This is a genomic window from Amycolatopsis sp. NPDC049688 (assembly GCF_040674975.1).
GTDB lineage: Bacteria > Actinomycetota > Actinomycetes > Mycobacteriales > Pseudonocardiaceae > Amycolatopsis.
The window spans coordinates 689,036-709,889 of the sequence record NZ_JBFANY010000004.1; the positions used below are offsets into that span (position 1 = coordinate 689,036).

At 73.8% G+C, this 20,854-nt stretch carries 15 protein-coding genes; 6 read left to right on the forward strand and 9 right to left on the reverse strand.

The features are described from left to right. Positions 1–17: 17 nt before the first annotated feature. The 5 genes from fusA to AB0J55_RS18580 all read right to left on the reverse strand — a co-directional run bounded on the left by fusA (position 18) and on the right by AB0J55_RS18580 (position 10,710). Positions 18–1,964, reverse strand: a complete 1,947-nt coding sequence (gene fusA / locus AB0J55_RS18560) for an elongation factor G (RefSeq protein WP_364249349.1) — start codon at positions 1,962–1,964, stop codon at positions 18–20. Between the two features lie 453 nt (positions 1,965–2,417). Continuing rightward, positions 2,418–4,058: a helix-turn-helix domain-containing protein gene (locus tag AB0J55_RS18565; RefSeq protein ID WP_364249351.1), complete on the reverse strand. Its 1,641-nt coding sequence runs from the start codon at positions 4,056–4,058 to the stop codon at positions 2,418–2,420. 61 nt (positions 4,059–4,119) lie between these two features. Next, a complete protein-coding gene (locus AB0J55_RS18570) occupies positions 4,120–4,956 on the reverse strand; it encodes a hypothetical protein (protein WP_364249353.1) in 837 nt (278 codons plus the stop codon). Between the two features lie 1,071 nt (positions 4,957–6,027). After that, positions 6,028–9,603: a discoidin domain-containing protein gene (locus AB0J55_RS18575; RefSeq protein ID WP_364249355.1), complete on the reverse strand. Its 3,576-nt coding sequence runs from the start codon at positions 9,601–9,603 to the stop codon at positions 6,028–6,030. 225 nt (positions 9,604–9,828) lie between these two features. Then, positions 9,829–10,710 carry a MerR family transcriptional regulator gene (locus AB0J55_RS18580; RefSeq protein ID WP_364249357.1) on the reverse strand — a complete coding sequence of 294 codons (882 nt, stop codon included), beginning with the start codon at positions 10,708–10,710 and terminating at the stop codon, positions 9,829–9,831. A gap of 626 nt (positions 10,711–11,336) precedes the next feature. On the opposite strand from AB0J55_RS18580, the gene AB0J55_RS18585 reads away from it, so the two are divergent. The 4 genes from AB0J55_RS18585 to glgC all read left to right on the forward strand — a co-directional run bounded on the left by AB0J55_RS18585 (position 11,337) and on the right by glgC (position 15,773). Then, the gene (locus tag AB0J55_RS18585) at positions 11,337–11,720 is read left to right on the forward strand and encodes an STAS domain-containing protein (protein ID WP_364249359.1); all 384 of its coding nucleotides are present in this window, start codon (positions 11,337–11,339) and stop codon (positions 11,718–11,720) included. A 159-nt stretch (positions 11,721–11,879) separates the two neighbouring features. Next, positions 11,880–13,334: a hypothetical protein gene (locus AB0J55_RS18590; RefSeq protein ID WP_364249361.1), complete on the forward strand. Its 1,455-nt coding sequence runs from the start codon at positions 11,880–11,882 to the stop codon at positions 13,332–13,334. Between the two features lie 70 nt (positions 13,335–13,404). Next, on the forward strand, positions 13,405–14,559 hold the full coding sequence (gene glgA, locus AB0J55_RS18595; RefSeq protein ID WP_364249363.1) for a glycogen synthase: 1,155 nt from the start codon (positions 13,405–13,407) through the stop codon (positions 14,557–14,559). Further along, positions 14,556–15,773, forward strand: a complete 1,218-nt coding sequence (gene glgC, locus AB0J55_RS18600; protein ID WP_364249365.1) for a glucose-1-phosphate adenylyltransferase — start codon at positions 14,556–14,558, stop codon at positions 15,771–15,773. Before glgA ends, glgC begins: the two co-directional genes overlap by 4 nt. 9 nt (positions 15,774–15,782) lie before the next feature. On the opposite strand, the gene AB0J55_RS18605 is transcribed toward glgC, so the two are convergent. After that, positions 15,783–15,914: a hypothetical protein gene (locus tag AB0J55_RS18605; protein ID WP_257920605.1), complete on the reverse strand. Its 132-nt coding sequence runs from the start codon at positions 15,912–15,914 to the stop codon at positions 15,783–15,785. Between the two features lie 97 nt (positions 15,915–16,011). Continuing rightward, positions 16,012–16,161 carry a hypothetical protein gene (locus AB0J55_RS18610; RefSeq protein WP_364249367.1) on the reverse strand — a complete coding sequence of 50 codons (150 nt, stop codon included), beginning with the start codon at positions 16,159–16,161 and terminating at the stop codon, positions 16,012–16,014. Positions 16,162–16,327: 166 nt separating this feature from the next. On the opposite strand from AB0J55_RS18610, the gene AB0J55_RS18615 reads away from it, so the two are divergent. Beyond that, a complete protein-coding gene (locus tag AB0J55_RS18615; protein ID WP_364249369.1) occupies positions 16,328–17,365 on the forward strand; it encodes an NADPH:quinone reductase in 1,038 nt (345 codons plus the stop codon). An 84-nt stretch (positions 17,366–17,449) separates the two neighbouring features. Here the strand turns inward: AB0J55_RS18615 and AB0J55_RS18620 are convergent, their stop codons facing one another. After that, positions 17,450–18,409, reverse strand: a complete 960-nt coding sequence (locus tag AB0J55_RS18620; protein WP_364249371.1) for an alpha/beta hydrolase — start codon at positions 18,407–18,409, stop codon at positions 17,450–17,452. A 104-nt stretch (positions 18,410–18,513) separates the two neighbouring features. On the opposite strand from AB0J55_RS18620, the gene AB0J55_RS18625 reads away from it, so the two are divergent. After that, a complete protein-coding gene (locus tag AB0J55_RS18625; protein WP_364249373.1) occupies positions 18,514–19,536 on the forward strand; it encodes a helix-turn-helix domain-containing protein in 1,023 nt (340 codons plus the stop codon). A gap of 201 nt (positions 19,537–19,737) precedes the next feature. Here the strand turns inward: AB0J55_RS18625 and AB0J55_RS18630 are convergent, their stop codons facing one another. Then, positions 19,738–20,706, reverse strand: coding sequence for a DUF1731 domain-containing protein (locus AB0J55_RS18630; RefSeq protein WP_364249375.1), 969 nt, complete (start codon positions 20,704–20,706; stop codon positions 19,738–19,740). Positions 20,707–20,854 lie beyond the last annotated feature (148 nt).

The following is a 20,854-nucleotide window of genomic DNA, read 5'->3' on the forward strand; positions in this document are numbered from 1 at the left end:
GGCTCGCCACCCTCGCCTCACGGCACCGGGGCGAAGCCCGCCGGGCGCGCGGTGAACGTGCCGCGGCCCTGGGTCCGGCTCCGGAGCCGGTTCGCGTAGCCGAACAGCTCCGCCACCGGGACCGTCGCCGTCACCACCGCCGAGCCCGGCCGGACCGCCGAACCCGCCACCCGGCCGCGGCGGGCCGCGAGGTCGCCCAGCACGGTGCCGAGCGCGTCGGCCGGGACCGTCACCACGACCTCGGCCACCGGTTCCAGCAGCCGCAGGACCGACGCGCGCAGCGCCTCCCGCAGCCCGAGCCGGCCCGCCGTCCGGAACGCCAGGTCCGACGAGTCCTTCGGGTGCGTCGCCCCGTCGGTCAGCGTCACGCGCAGGCCCGTCACCGGGTGGCCCCCCAGCGGTCCCTCGGCCAGGGCGTCCCGGCAGCCGGCCTCGACCGCGCGGACGTACTCACGCGGCACCCGGCCGCCGATGACCGCCGATACGAACACGAACCCCTCGGCCGCCGGCGCGACGTCCAGGACCACGTGCGCGAACTGGCCTGCGCCGCCGTCCTGCTTGACGTGGCGGTAAACGAGCCCCGACACGCCGCTGACCACCGTCTCGCGGTGCGCCACCGACGGGCGGCCCACCGCGACCGCCAGGCCGCGGTCCCGGCGCAGCTTCTCCACCGCCACCTCCAGGTGCAGCTCGCCCAGCCCGGACAGCACCGTCTGCCCGGTCTCCGGATCGACCCGCACGACCAGCGACGGGTCCTCCTCGGCCAGCCGCGCCAGCGCCGCCGTCAGCCGCTCGCCGTCGCCCGCGCGCCGGGGCTCGACGGCCACCGAGACCACCGGGTCCGCCGTCACCGGCGGCTCCAGCAGCACCGGGGCACCCGGCGTGCAGAGCGTGGCGCCGACGCGTGCCGCCTTCGGCCCCGCCACCGCGACGATGTCGCCGGCCACCGCACTGTCCACTTCGGAATGCCGGTCGGCCTGCACGCGCAGGACCCGCGCGACGCGTTCGGTGCGTCCCGCGTCCGTCACCTGGTCTCCTTTCCGCAGCGTGCCCGAGTACACCCGCAGGTACGTCAGCCGTCCCGTGGCCGCCGAGACGACCTTGAACACCAGCGCGGCCAGCGGCGCGGCCGGGTCCGCGGGCCGGTCCGCGCGTACCGGCGGGACGTCCGCCGGCGACGGCAGGTACGCCACGACGGCGTCGAGCAGCGGCTCGATCCCGCGGTCGCGGTAGGCCGCGCCGCACAGCACGACGAGCCCGGCGCCGTTCAGGGTCAGCTCCCGCAGCGCCTTCTCCAGCGTCTCCGCCGAGATCGTGCCGGTGGCGCAGAACTCGTCCAGCGCCACCGGGTGCAGCTCGGCGACGGCCTCTTCCAGCACCCGGCGCCGCCGGCGGGCCTCGGCGAGGAGGTCGTCCGGCACGTCGTCCAGGCGCAGCAGGTCGACGACGCCGGTGAAGCCGTCCTCGCGCCCGACCGGCAGCTGCACGACCAGGGGCGCCGGGTGCAGCCGCGCCCGGATCGAGGCGACGGCGGTGTCGAGGTCGGCGCCCGCGCGGTCGAGCTTGTTGACGAACGCGATCCGCGGGACGCCGTGCCGGTCGGCCTGCCGCCACACGGTTTCGCTCTGCGGCTCGACGCCCGCCACGGCGTCGAACACAGCGATGGCGCCGTCGAGCACCCGCAGCGACCGCTCGACCTCGGCGGTGAAGTCGACGTGGCCGGGCGTGTCGATGAGGGTGAGCCGGTGGCCGGCCCAGGTGCAGCTGACGGCCGCGGCGAAGATGGTGATGCCGCGGTCGCGTTCCTGCGGGTCGAAGTCGGTGACGGTGGTGCCGTCGTGCACCTCGCCGGTCTTGCGGGTGGCGCCGGTGCGGTGCAGGATCCGTTCGGTGACGGTGGTCTTGCCCGCGTCGACGTGGGCGAGGATGCCGAGGTTGCGGACGGCGGTCAGGGTGGTACGCACGGCTTTGTCCTTTGTGGACGAAGTGATCGGGACGGCGCGATTCCCCGCGACCGGGCGTTTCAGGAACGCGTCACGGGGTCCGGTGCGAGCCGCGCGGCAGGCACCGAGGACGCGGAGACACCAGGATCACCTCGGACCGCGACCGGGAAGCGACAGCGATGCGGACACGCACGGCCGGCTCCCTTCGTTCGACGCGGCGGACAGGTCCCGGCGCAGCCTAGCGACGACCAGCCCGGCGGCCAACGCAATTTCCCCGACCCAGCCGTGCGGGAAGGGCCGACACGCGTGATCCGAGGGTCGACACACGTGATTCCGGGGTCGACACACCGCGCCGGGAGCGGCTTGTTCGTGTCGTCCCTTCAATCACGCGTGTCGTCCTCTCAATCACGTGTCGTCCCTTCAATCACGCGTGTCGTCCTCTCAATCACGCGTGTCGGCTCTCCGGGCACACGTTCAGGGGGTGGGTGGGGCCACGACGCGGAGCTGGAGCATGGCCGCGAACCTCGCCTCGGGGTCGGCCATGTCGAAGCCGCCGACTTCGGCGAGGCGGCGCAGGCGGTAGCGGAACGTGTTCGGGTGCACGTGGACCGCTGCGGAGGCCGCGATGACGTCGCCGAAGGCGTCGAGCCAGGCTCGCAGCGTCTCGACCAGGTGGGCGTGGTGCTGCTCGTCGTAGGCGAGCAGGCGCGCGACCGGGCCGGTCGGGCGGTCGCCGCGCGCGGCGACCAGGTCCTGCAGCTCCAGCAGCAGGGCCTCGACGTGCACGTCGGCCAGCAGCGCGACCCGGCGGCCGGCGCCGCTGCCCGAGCGCAGCACCCGCAACGCCCGGTCCGCGCTGTCCCGCGCCTCCGGCAGCTCGGCCGCGCTGCGGGCCAGCGGGCCGATGCCGACCACGGCCCGGACCCGGTCGCCCACCCGGTCCAGGAAGTCCTTGGCGATCCGCAGCGCGCGCCGCTCGCCGTCGGCGTCGCGGGTCACCGGGACCAGCCCGTACGCCGTGTCGCCGACGAGCGCGGCGGCGCAGCGCGGGTGCACCGCGCTCAGGTGCATCGCCAGGCCGTCGGCCAGGCGCTGCCGGTCGGCGGCGAGCTCGGCGTCGGCGGCGCCCGACTCCAGCACCGCCAGCGCCAGCACGACTACCGGCTGGTCGGCCAGGCCGAGCCGGCTCAGCGCCTCGCGCGCGGCCGCCCCGCCTTCCAGGGCCGTGCTGAGCAGGTCGGCGCGCAGCCGCCGTTCGACGTCGGCGCCCGCCCGGACGCGCAGCAGGTGCAGCGCCACCAGCCGAGCCGCGTCGCAGAGGGCCTGCGTCCGGTCGGCGGTCAGCGGCTCGCGGACCGCCGCCCAGATCGAGCCGAGGACCTCGTCGCCCGCGCGGACCGCGACGGCGACCCGGACCAGGTTCAGCCCGTCGAGCCCCTCCCCGCGCAGGTCGGCGTACACCGGTTGATCGGTGCGGTAGAGCTCGCGGAACACGCCGCGGTCGGCCAGCACGCGGGCGAACCGCTCGGGCACCTGCCGGCCGAGGATGGTCTCGACGCGCGAAGCGTCGGCTTCGTCCTGCCGCCCCGAGAACGCCAGCACGCGGGACCGCCGGTCCTCGATGGTGACCGGCGCGTCGATGAGCGCGGCGATGGCGTTCGCCACGGCGAACAGGTCGCCCGAAGGCAGCCCGGCGAGGGTCTCCGGCTGGGCGTCGCCGACGTCGCCCTCGGCCAGCAGCGACCGCAGCATGGCGGCGAGCTGGGCCCAGGACGCGCCGCGGGCCAGGCTCAGCAGGGCGACGCCGGTTTCCTCGACCGCGGCGGTGACCGCGGGGGTCACCGCGACCGGCGCGCGCAGCACGAGCCCGGCGGCGTCGTGCCGGGCGAGGGTCCGCAGCTGCCGGACGACCTCGTCCGGGTCGGCGAGGCCGACGCCCAGCACCAGGGCGTGCTGCGGCAGGGCGGGTTCCTCCAGGGGGTCGTGGATGGCGACGCCGCCGATGCCGCCCGGGCGGTCGCCGTCGCCGAGTACCAGGTCCAGGAGGGTGCCGCCCAGGTCGTCGAGGACGCGGCCGAGGCTGGCGTGCGGGCGCAGGTTCACCGAAACGAGCACCTCCCGAAACTAGGCGCGACACCGTGAGCCTAGTTCGTCTCCGCGGACGAAATCAGCCTTGTCATTGGTCGCCGGCGACGAACTCCTCCCACCAGGGGATGATCAGGAAGGACGCGTCGCCGAGCCCGCGGAAGAACCCGTGCCCCGAGCCGGGCGCGAACTCCGGCTCGTGTTCGTGCCGGTGGTGCCGCCGGGTTTCCCAGACGTAGTGGGGGACCCCGGCGTCCGGCTCCCCGAAGTACTGCTCGGTGACGAGGACGACGCGGTCGTGCCCGACGGCGACGGGCGTGGCAGCGCGCAGGTCGGTGGAGTGCCAGCGGACCAGCGCGTGCAGCGGCGACTCCTCCGGCCGGAGGGGGAACCGCCCGCCGCCGAGGAGGACGATGTCGGCGTCGTCGCACCGTTGGGCCAGGGCGATCCCGAAGACGATCCGGGTGTCGCTGCCGGGTTCGACGACGACGAGGGTCCGCCCGCGCAACCGCGGGACGGCCTCGAGGCTGTGCCGCGCCCCGGCGGCGAGGGCGGGTTCCCACCGCCGGCTGTCGACGCCTGTCCAGGCGGCGGCGAACCGCAGCGGCCCCAGCCCGGCCGCACGGACTTCGGCCGGATCGGCGATCCGCGCGGCGACGGCCATGGCGGTCTCGAACCCGATCCCGGCCGCATCGAACCGGCGCAGGTGGGCGAGCAGCGCGGAGAGGGGCAGGTGCGGGAGGAGGGGTTCGAGCCGGGCGAGGCCGCCGGGCCGGGCCAGGAGGTCGACGAGCGGGAGGGTGGCGAGGACGGTGGCGGCGTGGTCACGGGTCCGGGTGCGCCGGAGCTGGGCGAGCCATTGGGCGGGTGGCGGGGCGGCGGGGGCGGCTCGGAGGCCGGCGATGAGGTGCAGTGGCCCGGGTGGCAACGGGGGATTTGCGGGCAGGTTGGTTGGTGGCTCGCCATGGCGCGCTACCTCGCTCCCCCCGCTCAGCGACCCGACCCGCGGCTCACCACCGCGCGCAACCGCACTCCCTTGGCTCCGCGATCCAGCCGACGACTCCCCAACGCGCCCCACCGCACTCCCCCGGCTCAGCGACCCGGCCCGCCGCTCACCACCGCGCGCCACCCCACTCGGTAATCCCGCGAGCGCATCCGCCGCAGGTCCCTCCCCCGCAGGCATTCCCGCCCAGCTCCGCACCAGCGGCAACGTTGCCGGGATCTCCCGGAGCCTCCCGTTCCGCCGGGCCAAGGCATACCGGAACAGGTCCCCCTGCGCCCGGTCCCGGGCCCGGGGATGAACCAGCCTGATCACCTCACCGAACCGGAGCGGGCGCGGTGTGCCGATCCCGCCGCGCCACGGCAGGTCGCCGCGGACGAAACCAAGCTCGAAATGGTGGCCCACGTCGTCGTACGCCAGCACTGCCTGCTCGTCATACAAACGCGTCACCGCCTCGGCCACGCCGCGCTTCACCGGCTTCGGCAGCGACGGCCCGTAAGCCCAGCCCCAATACGCCAGCAGGTGCCCCGGGTCGTCCGCGCGGCGCAGCACCGAGGCGATCACCTGCCGCGACAACCCGTGCTCACCCCGCTCCAGCCGCCCCGCCACGAACGCCGCCGCTCCGACCAGGGCCGGGTAGCGCATCGGGGTCTCCGTGCGGAGCCAGCTCAGGAAACCCGGAGCCCACGACGGATCCCCCGCCCGCAGCAGCGAGACGTACCTCTCCCGGTCTTCGCGTGGCCACGCGAAAAACGCGTCCTGGTACGCCGTTCTGGCCAGCACCGTCCGGTACAGCTGCTCGATGACCCCTCCCCCTCGCCGGGCCCGCGAGCGAGGAGGACCGAGACCCGGATCGGCTCCGGGCTGGTCGTCGGCGGGCGGTGAGGGGAGCACGCGGCACCCCTCCACTCGCTCCGGAATCGCGACCCACAGCCACGCACCGGTCCTCCTCGCTCGCGGACCCCGCGAGCGTAGCGGCGAGGTCCGACAAAACCGCGCCTAGATCAACTTCGCGGCGACGTTGTACGCCTCCACCAGCAGTTTCGCGTTCGGCACCCGCCGCCGCGGTTCGACGCGGACCGTGCGGCTCTCGCCCGGCAGCAACCAGAAGTAGTTGTCGCCGTAGCGGGTCGGCAGCACCCGGTCCGTGCCGTTGCGTTCCCGCAGCGACAGCCGGATCATCGCCGCGACCGTCCGCCCGTCGTTGCGGATCGTCGCGGTGTAGGCGTCGCCGTCGGGCCGCAGGGTCGTCGTCAGGTGCGCGCCCGGCAGCTGGTTCAGCGCGCGCATCGCCGCGTCCGTCCGGTACCGCCAGTACGTGTTCTCCGACAGCACCGCGCCGCGGCCGTCGGTCAGGGTCAGCCGCAGCAGGTGCAGGTCCGGCAGGGCGTCGGCGAACGGCACCGTGAACGCGGCCGCGGCCGAAACCGGGGCCACGTCGAGCTTCTGCTGCTGCGCCTGGCCGAGCGCCGCGCCGTCGAGGCCGTACAGCCGGGCGGTGGCGGTGACGCCGGTCAGCGCGGCCGGCGTGTGGTTGACCACCCGGACCTGCCCCGTCGTGAGGTCGGCCTGGACATGGTGGTGCTCGCAGCCCTTGCGCGCGCCGTAGTAGCTGCCGTTGACGTCGAGGTCGTAGTCGTAGGTCTGCCAGACCGTGCTGTGCCAGGCCGGGTGCGACATCCACAGCAGCACGCCGGTGGCGTCGCTCCACAGCTTCGCGTTCCACGCCTCGAAAATCGCGCGCATGCTCTCGTAGTTGACGAACTGCGCCTTGCGGCAGAACTCCGCCAGGCTCGTCGAGGGCGCCAGCCGCGCGTCGATCGCCGCCAGGTAGCTCTGCGGCGACTGGTTGCCGTTCGTGGACCAGTCGTGCAGGAACCACGGCGCCCCGATCGGCCAGCCCGGGTCACCGGCGCCGACCAGGTTGCGCATGCTTTCGACGACCGACACCGTCGGCAGCCCGATCTCGCTCCAGAACCCGTACTTCCCGCCGGTCGCCTCGCCGGTGAAGTAGCGCTTCGGGTCCTGCCAGTAGTAAGGCCCGTCGCCGGTGATGACGCCACCGGCCGAGTTGCCCTGGTAGAGCAGGTCGGTGTTCGCATGGACGATGTCCCGCAGCGCCTTGTCGATGACCGGTGGCGGGGTGCCTTCGTTGCAGCCGAACCAGACGGTCGCGCAGGCGTGGTGGCGGTAGCGCAGCACGGTGTCCTCCGCCTGCGCCAGGAAGATGTCGTGGTTGGCCGGGTCGGTCGACCAGCCGTCCCAGAACTCGTTCCACAGCAGGATGCCGTACTTGTCGCAGGCGTCGAACAGCTCGGGCCGGTACGACGAGCCGACCCAGTTGCGGATCAGCGTGAAGTTCATGTCGCGGTGCATCGCGACCACGGCGTCGGCCCGCTCGGCGGGCATCCGGCGCAGCAGCTCGTCCCAGCCCCAGCTGCCGCCGCGGGCGAAGATCTTGACGCCGTTGACGAGGAACGTCAGCGGCTTCGGGCTGTTGTCGACCGACGCGGCGTCGGTCCAGGTGTCGCCGTCCTGCGACACCTGGATCTTGAACGTGGCGGCGTACGCGGTTTCCCAGGTCAGCACCACCCGGTCGAACGCCGTCGCGGCACCGAGGTCGACCTGCAGCCACTGGTTGTCGCTGTACTCGGACGTCCAGCGCGTGTTCGGGTCGCCGTCGAAGGCGCGCTCGGGCGGGTTGCCGTCGGCGACCGACTGCGACGCCGACGGCTTGCCCTGGGCCAGGTCGGGGCCCGAGCCGTTCAGCACGGACATCGTCCAGAGCGAGAAGCCCCAGCCGGTGGCCCGCCGCAGGCCCAGCATGCGGACGAACCGGGCGTTCTGCGGCCCGAGGTCGACGGTCTGGGTGGCCCGGCCGCCGTCGATCACGATCGGCAGGTCGTACTGGTAACCGATCTCCCGCAGGCCGATCTTGACCGTCCGGCGGTCGCTCGTGGTGGCGCCGATGGCCGCGGTCAGCGTCAGGTCGTACAGGTTCGGGTCGCCGTAACCGTTGGGCCACCACAGCTTCGCGTTGCCGATCCGCTGCTTCGGGAACACGACGTCGGTGGTCTGCCCGGCCGGGACGGTGACCGTGGCGGCCAGGTTCACCGGGCCGAAGGCGGCGGTGACCTTGACGCGCTGGGCGGTCGCGGCGGCGTTGCGGACCGGGACGGTCAGCGTCACCTCGGCGGTGTTCGCGTCGGGCACCTTCGTGTCCACGCGGACGTCGCCGAGCACGGCGGCACCGGTGGAGCGCAGGCGGACGTGGTCCCAGAGGCCGGACGCGCGGTCCCGCACCGCGGGCATCCAGTCCCAGCCGGAGACGGCGAGGTAGGTCGGCGAGTTCTCGAACATCGTGCCGCCGGCGTCGACCCAGGAGCTGCCGTCGGCCCCCTTGTCGCCGGGGCTGCCGGGCTTCGGCATCGGCGAGATCTTCACGGCGAGGACCTGCTCGCCGGTGCGGCGCAGCGCGGCGGTGACGTCGTGGACACCGCGGCCGAACGGGTGGCTCTGCGTGGCGATTTCGGCGCCGTTGAGCCAGATCCGCGCTTCGTGGTTGACGCCGTCGAACTCGAGCCAGACGTGCCGGCCGGGCGAGGTGTCGAGGCCGCGCGGGAGCGCGAAGCGGCGGCGGTACCACCACGCATGCCGGGAGAGCGCTTCCGGGACGTGCAGCTGGTTCATCCCGGACACCGGGTCGGGCAGCTGTCCCTGCTCGACGAGGGAGGCCAGCACGGTGCCGGGGACGGTCGCCGGGAGCCAGCCGCGGGTGTCCACCGTGGTGCCCGAGAGGGCCTTGCCGTCGCCGGTGGGCGCCCAGTCGTCCATCGTGAGCACCCAGCCGGACTCGAGCGGCACGGTGCCGTCGGCCGCGACGGCGAGCGCGGGCGGGTTGTCGTCCGGGCGCACCGGGAAGCTCGTCCAGCCGCGGACCGCGGGCCGGGTGCCGCGGCTGGTGCCGAAGACCTGGAAGCCGTTGAGGCCCAGGGGGTTGCTCGTCGAGCGGCGGCTCGCGGTGAACCGGACCCAGCGTGCGGTGACGGCGACGGGGATCGTGACGACACCACCGGTGCCCGCGTCGGTGTGGTGGACCGTACGCCAGGCCTTGCCGTCGCCGGAGACGTCGAGGTCGAACGCCGTCGCGTAGCTGGACTGGACCTCGAAGCCGCTGGTGTGGCTGCGGGACGCGGCGGCGTCAAAGGCGGGATCGCCGGGACGGGCCTCGAAGGTGAGGACGACGGACTCGATCGCGCACGGCGCCTGCAGGTCGACGACGATCCACTGGCCGTCGCCCTGGGCCGCGCGCCAGCCGGAGCCGCGGACGCCGACCTGCGCGAGGCCGTCGACGGCGAACTCGGCCGGGGTGGCGGCGTAGTCGGTCGAGGACACCTGCACGGGCCGGAACAGGGCGAGGTCGGTCCGGCGGCCCTCCGCCGATTCCGCGGTTGGTGCGGCTGGTGCGGCTGCCGCGGTTCCGGGCAGGACGGCGGCGAGGCCGAACCCCGCCAGCAGCCCGGTCCCGGCGGTCAGGACGTGCCGCCGCGACACCCGCTCGTGCTCTTCCGCCATGCGAACTCCGTTCTCGAAGCGGCAGCCCGGAGTCCCGGCGCGCGACCTGGCGGGGTGTCGCGCCGTGGGCTGACAACGTTGCCAGGAAGCTTCCGCCGCGGCTGTGGGGACCGTCAAGAAGACAAGGAGGACAAGAATTCGGAGAAATGACATCGATGTCGGAACGAGGGCGCGGACCGGCTCACTGGTTCGTTGCACCGCATGTGCAACGAATGCCGTGGGGAGCTACGGCCGCGCGTGCTCGACCGCCAGTTCCATCGCCGAGGCCAGGTCGTTCACCCTCGGGAACCCGCGGTCCCCCAGGTGGTCCCAGCCGGGCCCCGCCGTGCCCACCGGGCAGCCGAGGTCGCGGATGCGGGCCGCCAGGAGGTCGTCGGCCGTGGGGGGTGCCTGCGACCAGAGGAGGATCAGGACCGGGTCGAGGCGGGCGGCCAGGTCCGCCACCGTCTCCGCCGGGACCAGCTGGCCCAGGTACGCCACCGGGACCCCCGCCTCCGCCAGGGTCGCCCGCAACGCCTCCATCGGCAGGGAGTGGCGTTCGGCCGGGCAGCACGCCAGCAGCACCGGGCGGCCCGGCACCGCCGCCGGGAACCGGCGGCTGAACCGCTCGAACGCCAGCGAGATCTCGGTCGTCAACGCCCACTCCGACGCGAAGCACACGTCCCCGCGCTGCCAGCGGTCGCCCAGGCGGCGCAGGACCGGCGCCAGGACGTCCGTCCACGCCGCCGCCGGGCCCATCGTGCCCAGCGTCTCGTCCAGCAGGCCGGCCACCGAGGCGTACCTGAGCTCGCCGGCGGCGTCGGCCAGCTCGTCCGCGCGGCGCGACGCGGGCACCTCCGGCCCGGCGGTGCGCGGCCCGCCGCCGAACGCGGCCGCGGCCGCCTCCCGCACCGGCATCCCGCGCGCGACCAGCCGTTGCATGTGCTGGAGGCGGCGGACGTCGGCATCGGAGTACCGGCGGTGCCGCCCGGCGCCGGCCGGCGGCCCGATCCCGTAGCGCGCGCTCCAGCTGCGCAGCGTCACCGGCGACACGCCGAGCAGTTCGGCCACCTTGCCGGGCGCCCAGGCTCCTGCGACGGACGGTGCATCGACGTTCTCGGGTTCCACCGCATCCTTTCGCTTCGGGGACGGCGGACGTTCCCCGAAGCTTAGCGACGCGAACGGCACCTCACCGGCGACACGGCGAAGCGGCGCAGGTGGCGACGGCTCCGGCGACTGTCGAATGTGGGCCGGGCGCGCGAAGGAAGGTGCGCACCGCAACGGCGGCAGTCCCGGCAACCCGCGGCCCACGACAGCCTCGGGGAGAAACCCGCGAACCCACGAAGCCCTCGGCCCAGTCCCGGCACTGCAGCCCCGGACGACCCGCCCAGCCCGGCAACCGGCGAACTCGCGATGGACCTCCCACCACCCCGGCAACCAGCCCGGGCAGCGACCCCGCGAACCCCGCACCCCGGCAAGCCCGGCGGCGGGGACGCGGCGGCAGGGCGATGGCCGGCCGCGTCCCCTCCGGCGCCGCCCGGCGCCGGTGATCCGGCTCGCGTCCGCCGGATCCGGGCCGGCCGCCCGGTGTGGCATCCGGGCGGCCGGGTTGCGTGGTTCATGTCAAGCTATACCCGCAATGCAACGGTTGTGCATCGGCTTCCCTCGGATGTCGCAGCGCACCGGCCGCCGCGGGGAGTGATCTCGCGCCGCTGTGGGTACCACCCGTCAGGCGCTCGAGGAGGAGGGAACCGATGACCGACCACCGCACCGCGCCCCGATTCACCACCACGACGGACACCGGCGTCGTAACCGTCCACTGCGACGGCGAACTCGACCTCGGCAGCGCCCAGCGCCTCCGCGACGCGCTGCTGGGTCCCATCCAGGCCGGCGCCCGTGGGGTCGTCGCCGATCTCACCGGCACCACGTTCTGCGATTCGACCGTCTTCAGCGTGCTGGTCGAGGCCTTCCGCGACGCGGCCGCGCAGGACGTCCGCTTCGCCATCGCCGCCGGCGAGGGTGCCGTCGCCCGGCCGCTGCAGCTGCTCGGCCTGGACCGGCTGCTCCCGCTGCACCCCGGGGTCGACGCGGCCCACGCGGCGGTCGCCGAGACCCAGGACGCGGTGCTCCGTCCCTGACCGCGCCGCAACGCTCACTCGCCGTACTGCGAACCCACGCGGCACATGCCACGATCGGGTGAAGTCCCGCACGACGAGGTAGGCAGGTTGCTGGCGGTAACAACGAACGCGGAACGGACGGGCGCGCGGGGCCAGTGGCTCCCCGCTGCCTTCGGAGCGGTGCTGGGCGCCGCCGTCTTCCTCCTGGTCCGGACCAGTCTCACCGACGACGGCTACATCACCCTGGCGTACGCGAAGAACCTCGCCGTGCACGGCGAGTGGGGCATCATCCCCGGCGAGCCCGCCAACTCGGCGACCTCGCCCCTGAACGTCCTGCTCCTCGCCGCGCTGACCCTGGTGACCCGCATCGTGGGCAGCCCGCACCCGGTCGTCGCGCTCGGTGTCCTCACCGTCCTGTCCGGAGCCGGTCTCGGCTGGGCGTGGCAGCGCATCGGCCGCGTGCTTGCGCTGCCGCCCGCGGCCGGGGTGGCCGGTGTCGCCCTGGTGCTGCTCAACCCGTTCGTGCTGTCCGCGATCGGGCTCGAGGTGCTGCTGATCCCGGTCGTGCTGCTGGCTCTCACGGTCTGCGCGCTCGAAGGCCGGGCGGCCTGGTTCGGCGTCGCGGGCGGCCTCGCCGTCCTGACCCGGCTCGACCTCGTCGTGTTCGTCGTGGTGATCGGGGTGAGCACGCCCGCGATCCGGCGCCGGTGGCGGCCCGCGGCCGGCCTCGCCGCGCTCACGGCCGCGCCGTGGTTCCTCGTGAGCTGGCTCGCCTTCGGCTCGTTCGTGCCCGACACGCTCGTGATCAAGCAGCTCCAGGCCGGGGTGTTCGCGCCGTGGAGCTACAGCACCGGGCCGATGATGTACTACCTCGGCTGGCCGGTCACCGTGCTGGTGTCGTTCCTGCCCGCCCTCGTCGGCGTGGTCGCGCTCGCCGTCTGGGCCGCGGCGAGGTTCGCTGTGCGGTGGCCGGAGTTCCCCGCGCTCGGCCCGGTCGCCGCCCTGGCCGGCGGCGGGATCCTGCACTACCTCGCCTACTCGTTCCTCGGGGTCGGCCCGTTCCACTGGTACTACGTGGCCCCGGTGACGGCGGCGAGCACGTTCGCCGTGGCCGCCTTCGGCACCTGGTACGCCCAGGCGCGGGAGCGGACCGCGTGGCGGACCGGGCCGCCGGCGCTGGCGCTCGGGCTCACCGGCGTGCTCGCGCTGGGCGCGGCCGCGGTCGACGCCGCGCAGGGGCTGCCGTGGCCGTCGCCGGTGGTCTTCGGGAACTGGGCCAGCGCCCGGGACTACGCGCGGGTCGGCACCGAGCTCGGCGCCCGGCTGCACGGCGCGAGCGTCGCCAGCCCCGGTGAGATCGGCACCCTCGCCTACTACTGCGAGTGCGCGATCATCGACGAGTTCTCCGACCGCGGCCACGCCGTGGAGCTGATCCGGAAGCGGATCGAGCTGGCGAACCCGCTGATGAGCCTGGCGCTGCGGATCAACTACCACTGGCTGGACACCTCCCTGGAACCACGGCGGCCGGACTACCGGCTGCAGTACGGCTCCGGCCCGGCGACCGGACCGGACAGCTGGCCGGTCCGGTCCGCGGCGAAGGGCGACGGCCACTTCACCCTCACCCCGGGGCCGTGACGGAAAACTCGCCAGATTCCCCTGGACGCCAGACTGCGCCGCGGACGGGAAAGGCCATAGGGTTCGCATCATGAAGGTCGGCCTGCTCACCCGCGAATACCCGCCGGAGGTCTACGGCGGCGCCGGGGTCCACGTTGAGTTCCTCGCCCGGGAGTTGCGGCCGCTGGTCGATCTCGACGTCCACTGCTGGGGCGCGGACCGCGCCGACGCCACCGGGCACACCGATCCGCACGGCTACCGGCAGCCCGCGTTCACGACCATGGACATCGCCGTGTCCATGGCGAACGCCCTCGAAGGGCACGACCTCGCGCACAGCCACACCTGGTACGCGAACCTCGCCGGGCACCTGGCCAAGATGACGCACGGCATCCCGCACGTCGTCACCGCGCACTCGCTGGAGCCGCTGCGGCCGTGGAAGGCCGAGCAGCTCGGCGGCGGCTACCGCGTTTCGTCGTGGATCGAGCGCGAAGCCTACGAAGCCGCGGACGCCATCGTCGCGGTCAGCGGCGGCATGCGCCGGGACGTGCTCGCCGCCTACCCCGCGGTGCCGCCGGAGCGCGTGCACGTGATCCACAACGGCATCGACACCACGCTCTACCGCCCCGACCCCGGCACCGAAGCGCTCGCGAAGCACGGGATCGACCCGGACCGGCCGTACGTGCTGTTCGTCGGCCGGATCACCCGGCAGAAGGGCGTCCCGCACCTCGTCCGCGCCGGCGCCTCGCTGGACCCCGGTGTCCAGCTGGTGCTGTGTGCGGGCGGTGCCGACACGCCCGAGCTCGACGCGGAGTTCCGCGGCCTGGTCGCCGAGCTGGAGAAGACGCGCACCGGTGTCCGCTGGATCCCGGAGATGCTGCCCCGCGACGAGGTCGTGCAGCTGCTGACCCACGCCGCGGTGTTCGCCTGCCCGTCGGTCTACGAGCCGCTCGGCATCGTGAACCTCGAGGCGATGGCGTGCGGCACGCCGGTGGTGGCCAGCGACGTCGGCGGCATCCCGGAGGTCGTCGACGACGGCCGGACCGGGCTGCTGGTGCACTACGACGAACAGGACGCGGAAGCGTTCGAGGCGGGCCTGGCCGCCGCGCTGAACGAGGTGGTGGGCTCCCCGGACCGGGCCGCCGCGATGGGCACCGCCGGCCGCGAGCGCGCGGTCGGCGAGTTCGGCTGGAAGGCGATCGCCGAGCGGACGGTCGCCCTCTACGAGGCGTGCGGGAGGTCGCTGTGAACAGCGAATGCCATGTCCTGGGCATCGTGCTCGCGGGCGGGGAGGGCAAGCGCCTGATGCCGCTGACGGCGGACCGGGCGAAACCGGCGGTGCCCTTCGGCGGCACCCACCGGCTGATCGACTTCGTGCTCTCCAACCTGGTGCACGGCGGGATCCGGCGGCTGTGCGTGCTGACGCAGTACAAGTCGCACTCGCTCGACCGCCACATCTCGACGACGTGGCGGCTGTCGTCGCTGACCGGCGAGTACGTCACGCCGGTGCCGGCGCAGCAGCGGCTCGGCCCGCGCTGGTACCAGGGCAGCGCCGACGCCATCCACCAGAGCCTCAACCTCGTCCACGACGAGAACCCCGAGTACATCGCGGTGTTCGGCGCGGACAACATCTACCGGATGGACCCGCGGCAGATGCTGGAGGCGCACATCTCCTCCGGCGCGGGCGTCACCGTCGCCGGCATCCGGGTCCCGCGCAAGGAGGCGAGCTCGTTCGGGGTCATCCGGACCACCGACGGGCTCATGATCGACGCCTTCATGGAGAAGCCCGCGGACCCGCCGGGCCTGCCGGACTCCCCCGACGAGGCGTACGTGTCCATGGGCAACTACATCTTCACCACGAAGGTGATGCTGGAAGCGCTCTACGCCGACGCCGAAAACGCCGCGTCCCACCACGACATGGGCCGGGACATCATCCCGGCCCTGGTGAAATCGGGCGAGGCCGCCGTCTACGACTTCAACACCAACGTCGTGCCCGGCGAAACCGAACGCGACCACGGCTACTGGCGCGACGTCGGGACCATCGACAGCTACTACGAGGCCCACACCGACCTGATTTCGACGCACCCGATCTTCAACCTCTACAACCGGCGGTGGCCGATCCTGGCCCACCCCGGCCAGCGGGCCGCGGCGAAGTTCGTCGAAGGCGGCTCGGCGAACCAGTCGATCGTCAGCAACGGCTGCATCATCTCGGGCGCGCAGGTGGTGGACTCGGTGCTCTCCCCCGACGTGATCGTCGAGCAGGGCGCGGTGGTGCAGGGTTCGGTGCTGCTCGACGGCGCCCGCGTCGGCCGCGGCGCGGTGGTGCGGCGGGCGATCCTGGACAAGAACGTCGTGGTGCCGGCCGGGGCGCACATCGGTGTCGACCTGGCCCGCGACCGCGGGCACTACCACGTCAGCGAGGGCGGCATCGTCGTGCTGGGCAAGGGGGAACGGGCGATCTGAGCCGGGCGCTCAGGAGCGGGTGGCCGCCGAGATCCGCTCGACGACCTGCCGGGGGTCGATCCCCCAGCGCTCGGCCAGCTCCGAGATGGACGCGCCCGCCGCGTACTCGGCGGCGATCATGCTGTTGACGACGCCTGCCAAAGATCACTCCTCGAGCGCGGGTGGACGAGCACCCGGGATGCTACATGTTCGCTGCGGACGTCGAACGAAGTGCCGCACGTCGTGGTCCGGGGTCCGCTCACCGGTGGGTTTTGTCCGGTTCGGCGGCCGGTTTCGACGTATTCGACTTCGCGCGCGCCGCATTGAACACCGCGTCGAAGATCGGCGTCGGCTCACCGTCGTCGCGCTTCGGCCGATCGTCCCCCGGCGTGCGCTTTTCCTCTCCCACGCGCCCAGTTTCTGCGACGGCCGGTGATTCCGCTGGGACCGGGCCCGAAAATCGCCCGGCCGGGGGACCGTGTTTTCCCGCTTTCCCGGCACCGGAAACGATTTCCCGCCACGCATTTCCGCAGACCGGCGGGAATATCCCGGCCGGTCCGCGGATTGCACCGGGCATGAAGGCAGTCGTCTACCGCCGCCACGGCGGACCCGAGGTGCTGGAGCTGTCGGAACGGGCCGTCGCGGACCCCGGGCCGGGCGAGGTTCGCGTCCGGATCGTGGTCTCCGCGGTCAATCCCACGGATTGGAAGGCACGCAGCGGGCTGCGCGCCGAGCCCGGCGCCGAAATCCCGGAAACGGTGCCCAACCAGGACGGCGCGGGCGTCGTCGACGCGGTCGGCCCCGGCGTCACCGAGTTCGCGCCGGGCGACCGCGTGTGGCTGATCATCGCCGGCGCGCACGGCCCCGCGTCCGGCACGGCGCAGGAGTACACGGTGCTGCCGGTCTCGAAGCTCGTCCGGCTGCCGGACGGCGCCGGGTTCGACGAAGGGGCGGCGCTCGGCATCCCGGCGCTGACCGCGCACCGGGCGCTCACGGTCGCCGAGGACGGCCCGGCCCGCCTCTCCCCCGGCGCGCTGGCCGGCCGCACGGTGCTGGTGAGCGGCGGGGCGGGCGCGGTCGGCAACGCGGCGATCCAGCTCGCCCGCTGGGCCGGGGCGACGGTGATCGCCACGGTCAGCAGCGACGAGAAGGCCGCACTCGCCCGGACGGCCGGCGCCCAGCACGTGCTGCGCTACCCCGACCCGGAGCTCGGGGCCCGGATCCGCGAGGTCGCCCCGGACGGCGTCGACCTGGTGGTCGAGGTGGCGATGGGGGTCAACGCGAAGCTGCACACGGAGGTGCTGCGCCCCCGCGGCACGGTCGCGACCTACGGCGACGACCGGGGTACCGGGACGATCAGCCTCGACTTCGGGACGAACCTGTGGCTGAACGCGCGCTACCAGTTCCTGGTCCTGTACACGGTGGGCGAGGACAAGCTGCGAGCCGGCGCCGAGGACATCACGGCCGCGCTGGCGGACGGCGCACTGGGGACCGGTGCGGAACGCGGGGTGCCGATCCACCGGTTTTCGCTGGCGGACACGGCGAAGGCACACGCGGCTTCGGAGGACGGCGTCACCGGGAAGGTGCTGATCGACGTCGGTCCGGCGGCCTGATCCCGCGTCCTGACCGGCTTTCCTGTCGCGGGACGGGAAAGCCGGTCAGGACACCGCGGCCCAGGGGCACCGCGCCGCGCGCCGTCAGCCGGCGGTGATGCGAAGGCCGCGCCGCAGCGCGTCGAGCTCGTCGGCGAACATGCGGCGGGAGACCGCCGCCGTCTCGACCAGACCGGACCCGTGGAAGGTGCCCGGGTAGTGGCGCAGCTCGGCCGCCACGCCGGCGTGGGCCAGCCGCCGGGCGTAGTCGATGCCTTCGTCGCGCAGGGGGTCGAACTGGCAGGTCGTCACGAACGCCGGCGGCAGCCCGGCCAGATCGGCGGCCCGCGACGGCGCGGCGTACGGCGAGACGCCGTCGCCGCCCGGTTCCGCGCCGAGGTAGCTCGTCCAGCTGTACACCGCGTTCGGCCGGTTCCAGATCGGGGTGTCGGTGTACGCGCGCATCGACGGCGTGTCGAGGCGGTCGTCCAGCTCCGGGATGCCGAGGTACTGGAAGCACAGCGCCGGGCCGCCGCGGTCGCGGGCCAGCAGGGCGACCGCCGCGGCCAGGCCGCCGCCGGCGCTTTCGCCCGCCACTCCCAGCCGGTCCGGGTCGATGCCCAGTTCGCCCGCCTTCGCCGCCACCCAGTTCAGGGCCGCGTAGCAGTCCTCGACCGGCGCGGGGAACGGGTGCTCGGGGGCGAGCCGGTAGTCCACCGACACGATCACGATCCCCAGCTCGTCGACCAGGCGCAGCAGGTGCGCGTCGAAGGTGTCGAGATCGCCCATGACGAACCCGCCGCCGTGGATGTACAGCAGCCCGGGCGCGGCCGCGGTGCGGCCGGCCGGGGTGTAGACGCGCACCGGGACGTCCGGGGCGTCGGACGGCCCGGGCACGGCGGTGTCGCGGACGTCGACGGGGTTCGCCGGTTCGTAGGCCGGCAGGACTTCGGCCAGCTGCGCCATCGAGGAACGCGCGGCCAGCAGGGACTCGTGGTCGGTCAGGGTCACGGCCGGGAGCATGTCCAGCCAGGGCAGCAGCTCGGGATCGATCGCGTAGGTCATGGTCCGATCATCGGCCGCCCGGCGTGACCCCGGCCACCGCCACCCGGCGGGCGTTGCCGGGCCGGACCTCGCCATCCGGCGGCGGGCGCGCCTATCGTGACGGCATGAAGGGGCTGCTGCTGAGGCTGTCCGGGCTCGACGCCGACGCCGAGAACGCCGTGCGCGTGATCGGGTTCTTCGACCGCCTGATCGCCGGCCGCGCCGGCCTGGACGCCTTGGTGCGCAGCACGGCGGACCTCGCCGGCTGCCCCGTCGGCGTGCACGCGCCCGGCCAGGGGCTGTCGCTGCGCGCGGCACCGGGGGCCGACGTCGTGACGCCGGGCGCGGCGCCCGCGGGGGCGGCGGTGCGGCCGCTGGAAGGCGGCGTGGCCGTGTGGGTGGCCCGGGCGGGCGAGCCGGTCCCGCTCGACGACATGCTGCTGGAGCGGTTCGCGATCGCGACCGCGATCCTGCTGGAGCACTCCGGCGTGCCGCGGCCCGAGCTCGGCGACCCGGCGCTGGTCGAGCTGGCGCTCTCCGCCGACGCCGGCACGGCGGAACGGTCACGGGCCCTGCACCTGCTGGGCTTCGGCCCGGCAACGCGGTTGCGCGTGCTGGCGGGCACGGGCGTCGACGCGCTCGAGGGCCGCTCGGCACGGCTGGGCGGGGTGCGGGTGGTGCTGCTGCCGGGCGAAGTGGCCGCGGTGCCGGACGGCGCCCGCGCGGGCATCGGCCCGGAGGGCCCGGCGATCGAGGCCCCGCGCTCCTGGGCAGCGGCCCGGACGGCCCTGCGGTTCACGTCGGCGGCGGAGCCGGTGGTGTGGTGGGAACGGCTGGGCGGACTGGCGGCGGTGGCGGGCAAGTTCAGCCCGCCGGAACTGGCGGAGCTGCCCGACGTCCGGGGGCTCGACCGCCTGGCGGCGGAGTCCCACGGCCAGGACACGCTGGCGGCGCTGGAAGCGTTGTGCGCCACGGGCTCGGCCCGCAAGGCGGCGGCGGTGCTGCACCGCCACCACAGCACGATGCCGGCCCGCCTGGCCCGCGCGGAGGCGGTGCTGGGCTTCGAGGTCGATTCCCCGGCCGGCCGGTTCCGCCTGCATCTGGCCCTGATGCTGCGACGCCTGCGGGACAACGCCGACCTGGCTTGAACACCCTCCCCGAACTCACCGCGCTCGGTACCCGGACAGTCGGATGGCGTACCCGGACAGTCGGATGGCGTACCTGGACGGTCGGGCAAGTGGCGCGCGTGAACCGACCCCCTGGGTACGCAAGCCGACCCCCTGGGTGCGCGGGCCGACCGTCGGGGTGCGCGGGCCGACCGTCTGGGTACGTGAACTGACCTGGCGGGGTCAGGTGGCTGGGGTTGGTGAGCGGCGTGATTGCTGGACCAACGCTTCGGCCGCGGCGGGCCACTGGGGGTGGGTGAACTCGAAGCCGGCCTCCAGGAGTTTTCCCGGTACCACCCGGCGGCTCTTCAGCAGCAGCTCCGTGTCGCTGCGGAGCACGAACGCCCCGATCTCCGCCATCCACTTCGTCGCCGGCAGGCCCACCGGTATCCCCGCCGCCGTGCGGAGGATTCGCAGGAAGTCGCGGTAGGGCAAGGGTTCCGGGGCCGCCAGGTTCACCGGACCGCGCAGGTCGTCGCGCTCGACGAGGAACCCGATCGCGCGGATCAGGTCGGCGTCGTGGATCCAGGACATGTACTGGGTGCCACCCGCCACCGGGCCGCCCAAGCCGAGTCCGGCCAGGCGCAGCAGCATCGGGAACGCGCCGCCCGGCTCCGGGCTCATCACCATCGCCGTGCGCAGCGCCACCTTCCGCGTGTGCGGGGTCGCCGCCAGCCGCTGCTCGCGCTCCCACGCCTTCGCGATGTCGACGCTGTACGCCCAATACGCCGGGACGTCCGGCTCGTCGCCGCCGAGGACGCCGGTCGTTTCGTCGTTCGGCGCGCCGGACGTGTGCGCGTAGATCGTCGCCGTGCTCATCTGGAGCCAGACCCGCGGCGGCCGCGCCGCCCGGGCGATCGCGCCGCCGACCACCCGCGCCGAGTCGACGCGCGAGTTCAGCATCTCCCGCAGGTTCGCCCGGGTGTAGCGGCAGTGCACCGACCGGCCGGCCAGGTTCAGCACGACGTCGCTGCCGTCGATCTCCGCCGTCCACGGGCCCGGGCCGCGGCCGTCCCACCGGACGTGGCGCACCCCCGGCTCCGGCCGTGCGTCCCGCCGGGTCAGCACCACGACCTCGTGCCCCTGCCCGGCCAAGGCCCGGCTCAGCACCCGCCCCAGGTGCCCGGTCCCGCCCGGAATCACGATCTTCATGCCACCCCTCCGCATCCGCCTAGCGGCCACCGTACCGCAAGAGTTGAACGCGTTCAAATACTACTCAAAGTAACTCATCATGCGAGGAATTGTCACCGGCCGTCCCCGCAGGCAAGCGTGGCCGGAGACCCCTGAGCACCCGCCGGGG

Excerpts from the sequence above, each read along its gene's own strand:
- AB0J55_RS18575 (WP_364249355.1), bottom strand. The coding sequence starts at position 9,603 with ATGGCGGAAGAGCACGAGCGGGTGTCGCGGCGGCACGTCCTGACCGCC.
- AB0J55_RS18585 (WP_364249359.1), top strand. The coding sequence starts at position 11,337 with ATGACCGACCACCGCACCGCGCCCCGATTCACCACCACGACGGACACC.
- glgA (WP_364249363.1), top strand. The coding sequence starts at position 13,405 with ATGAAGGTCGGCCTGCTCACCCGCGAATACCCGCCGGAGGTCTACGGC.
- AB0J55_RS18615 (WP_364249369.1), top strand. The coding sequence starts at position 16,328 with ATGAAGGCAGTCGTCTACCGCCGCCACGGCGGACCCGAGGTGCTGGAG.
- AB0J55_RS18620 (WP_364249371.1), bottom strand. The coding sequence starts at position 18,409 with ATGACCTACGCGATCGATCCCGAGCTGCTGCCCTGGCTGGACATGCTC.
- AB0J55_RS18625 (WP_364249373.1), top strand. The coding sequence starts at position 18,514 with ATGAAGGGGCTGCTGCTGAGGCTGTCCGGGCTCGACGCCGACGCCGAG.
- AB0J55_RS18630 (WP_364249375.1), bottom strand. The coding sequence starts at position 20,706 with ATGAAGATCGTGATTCCGGGCGGGACCGGGCACCTGGGGCGGGTGCTG.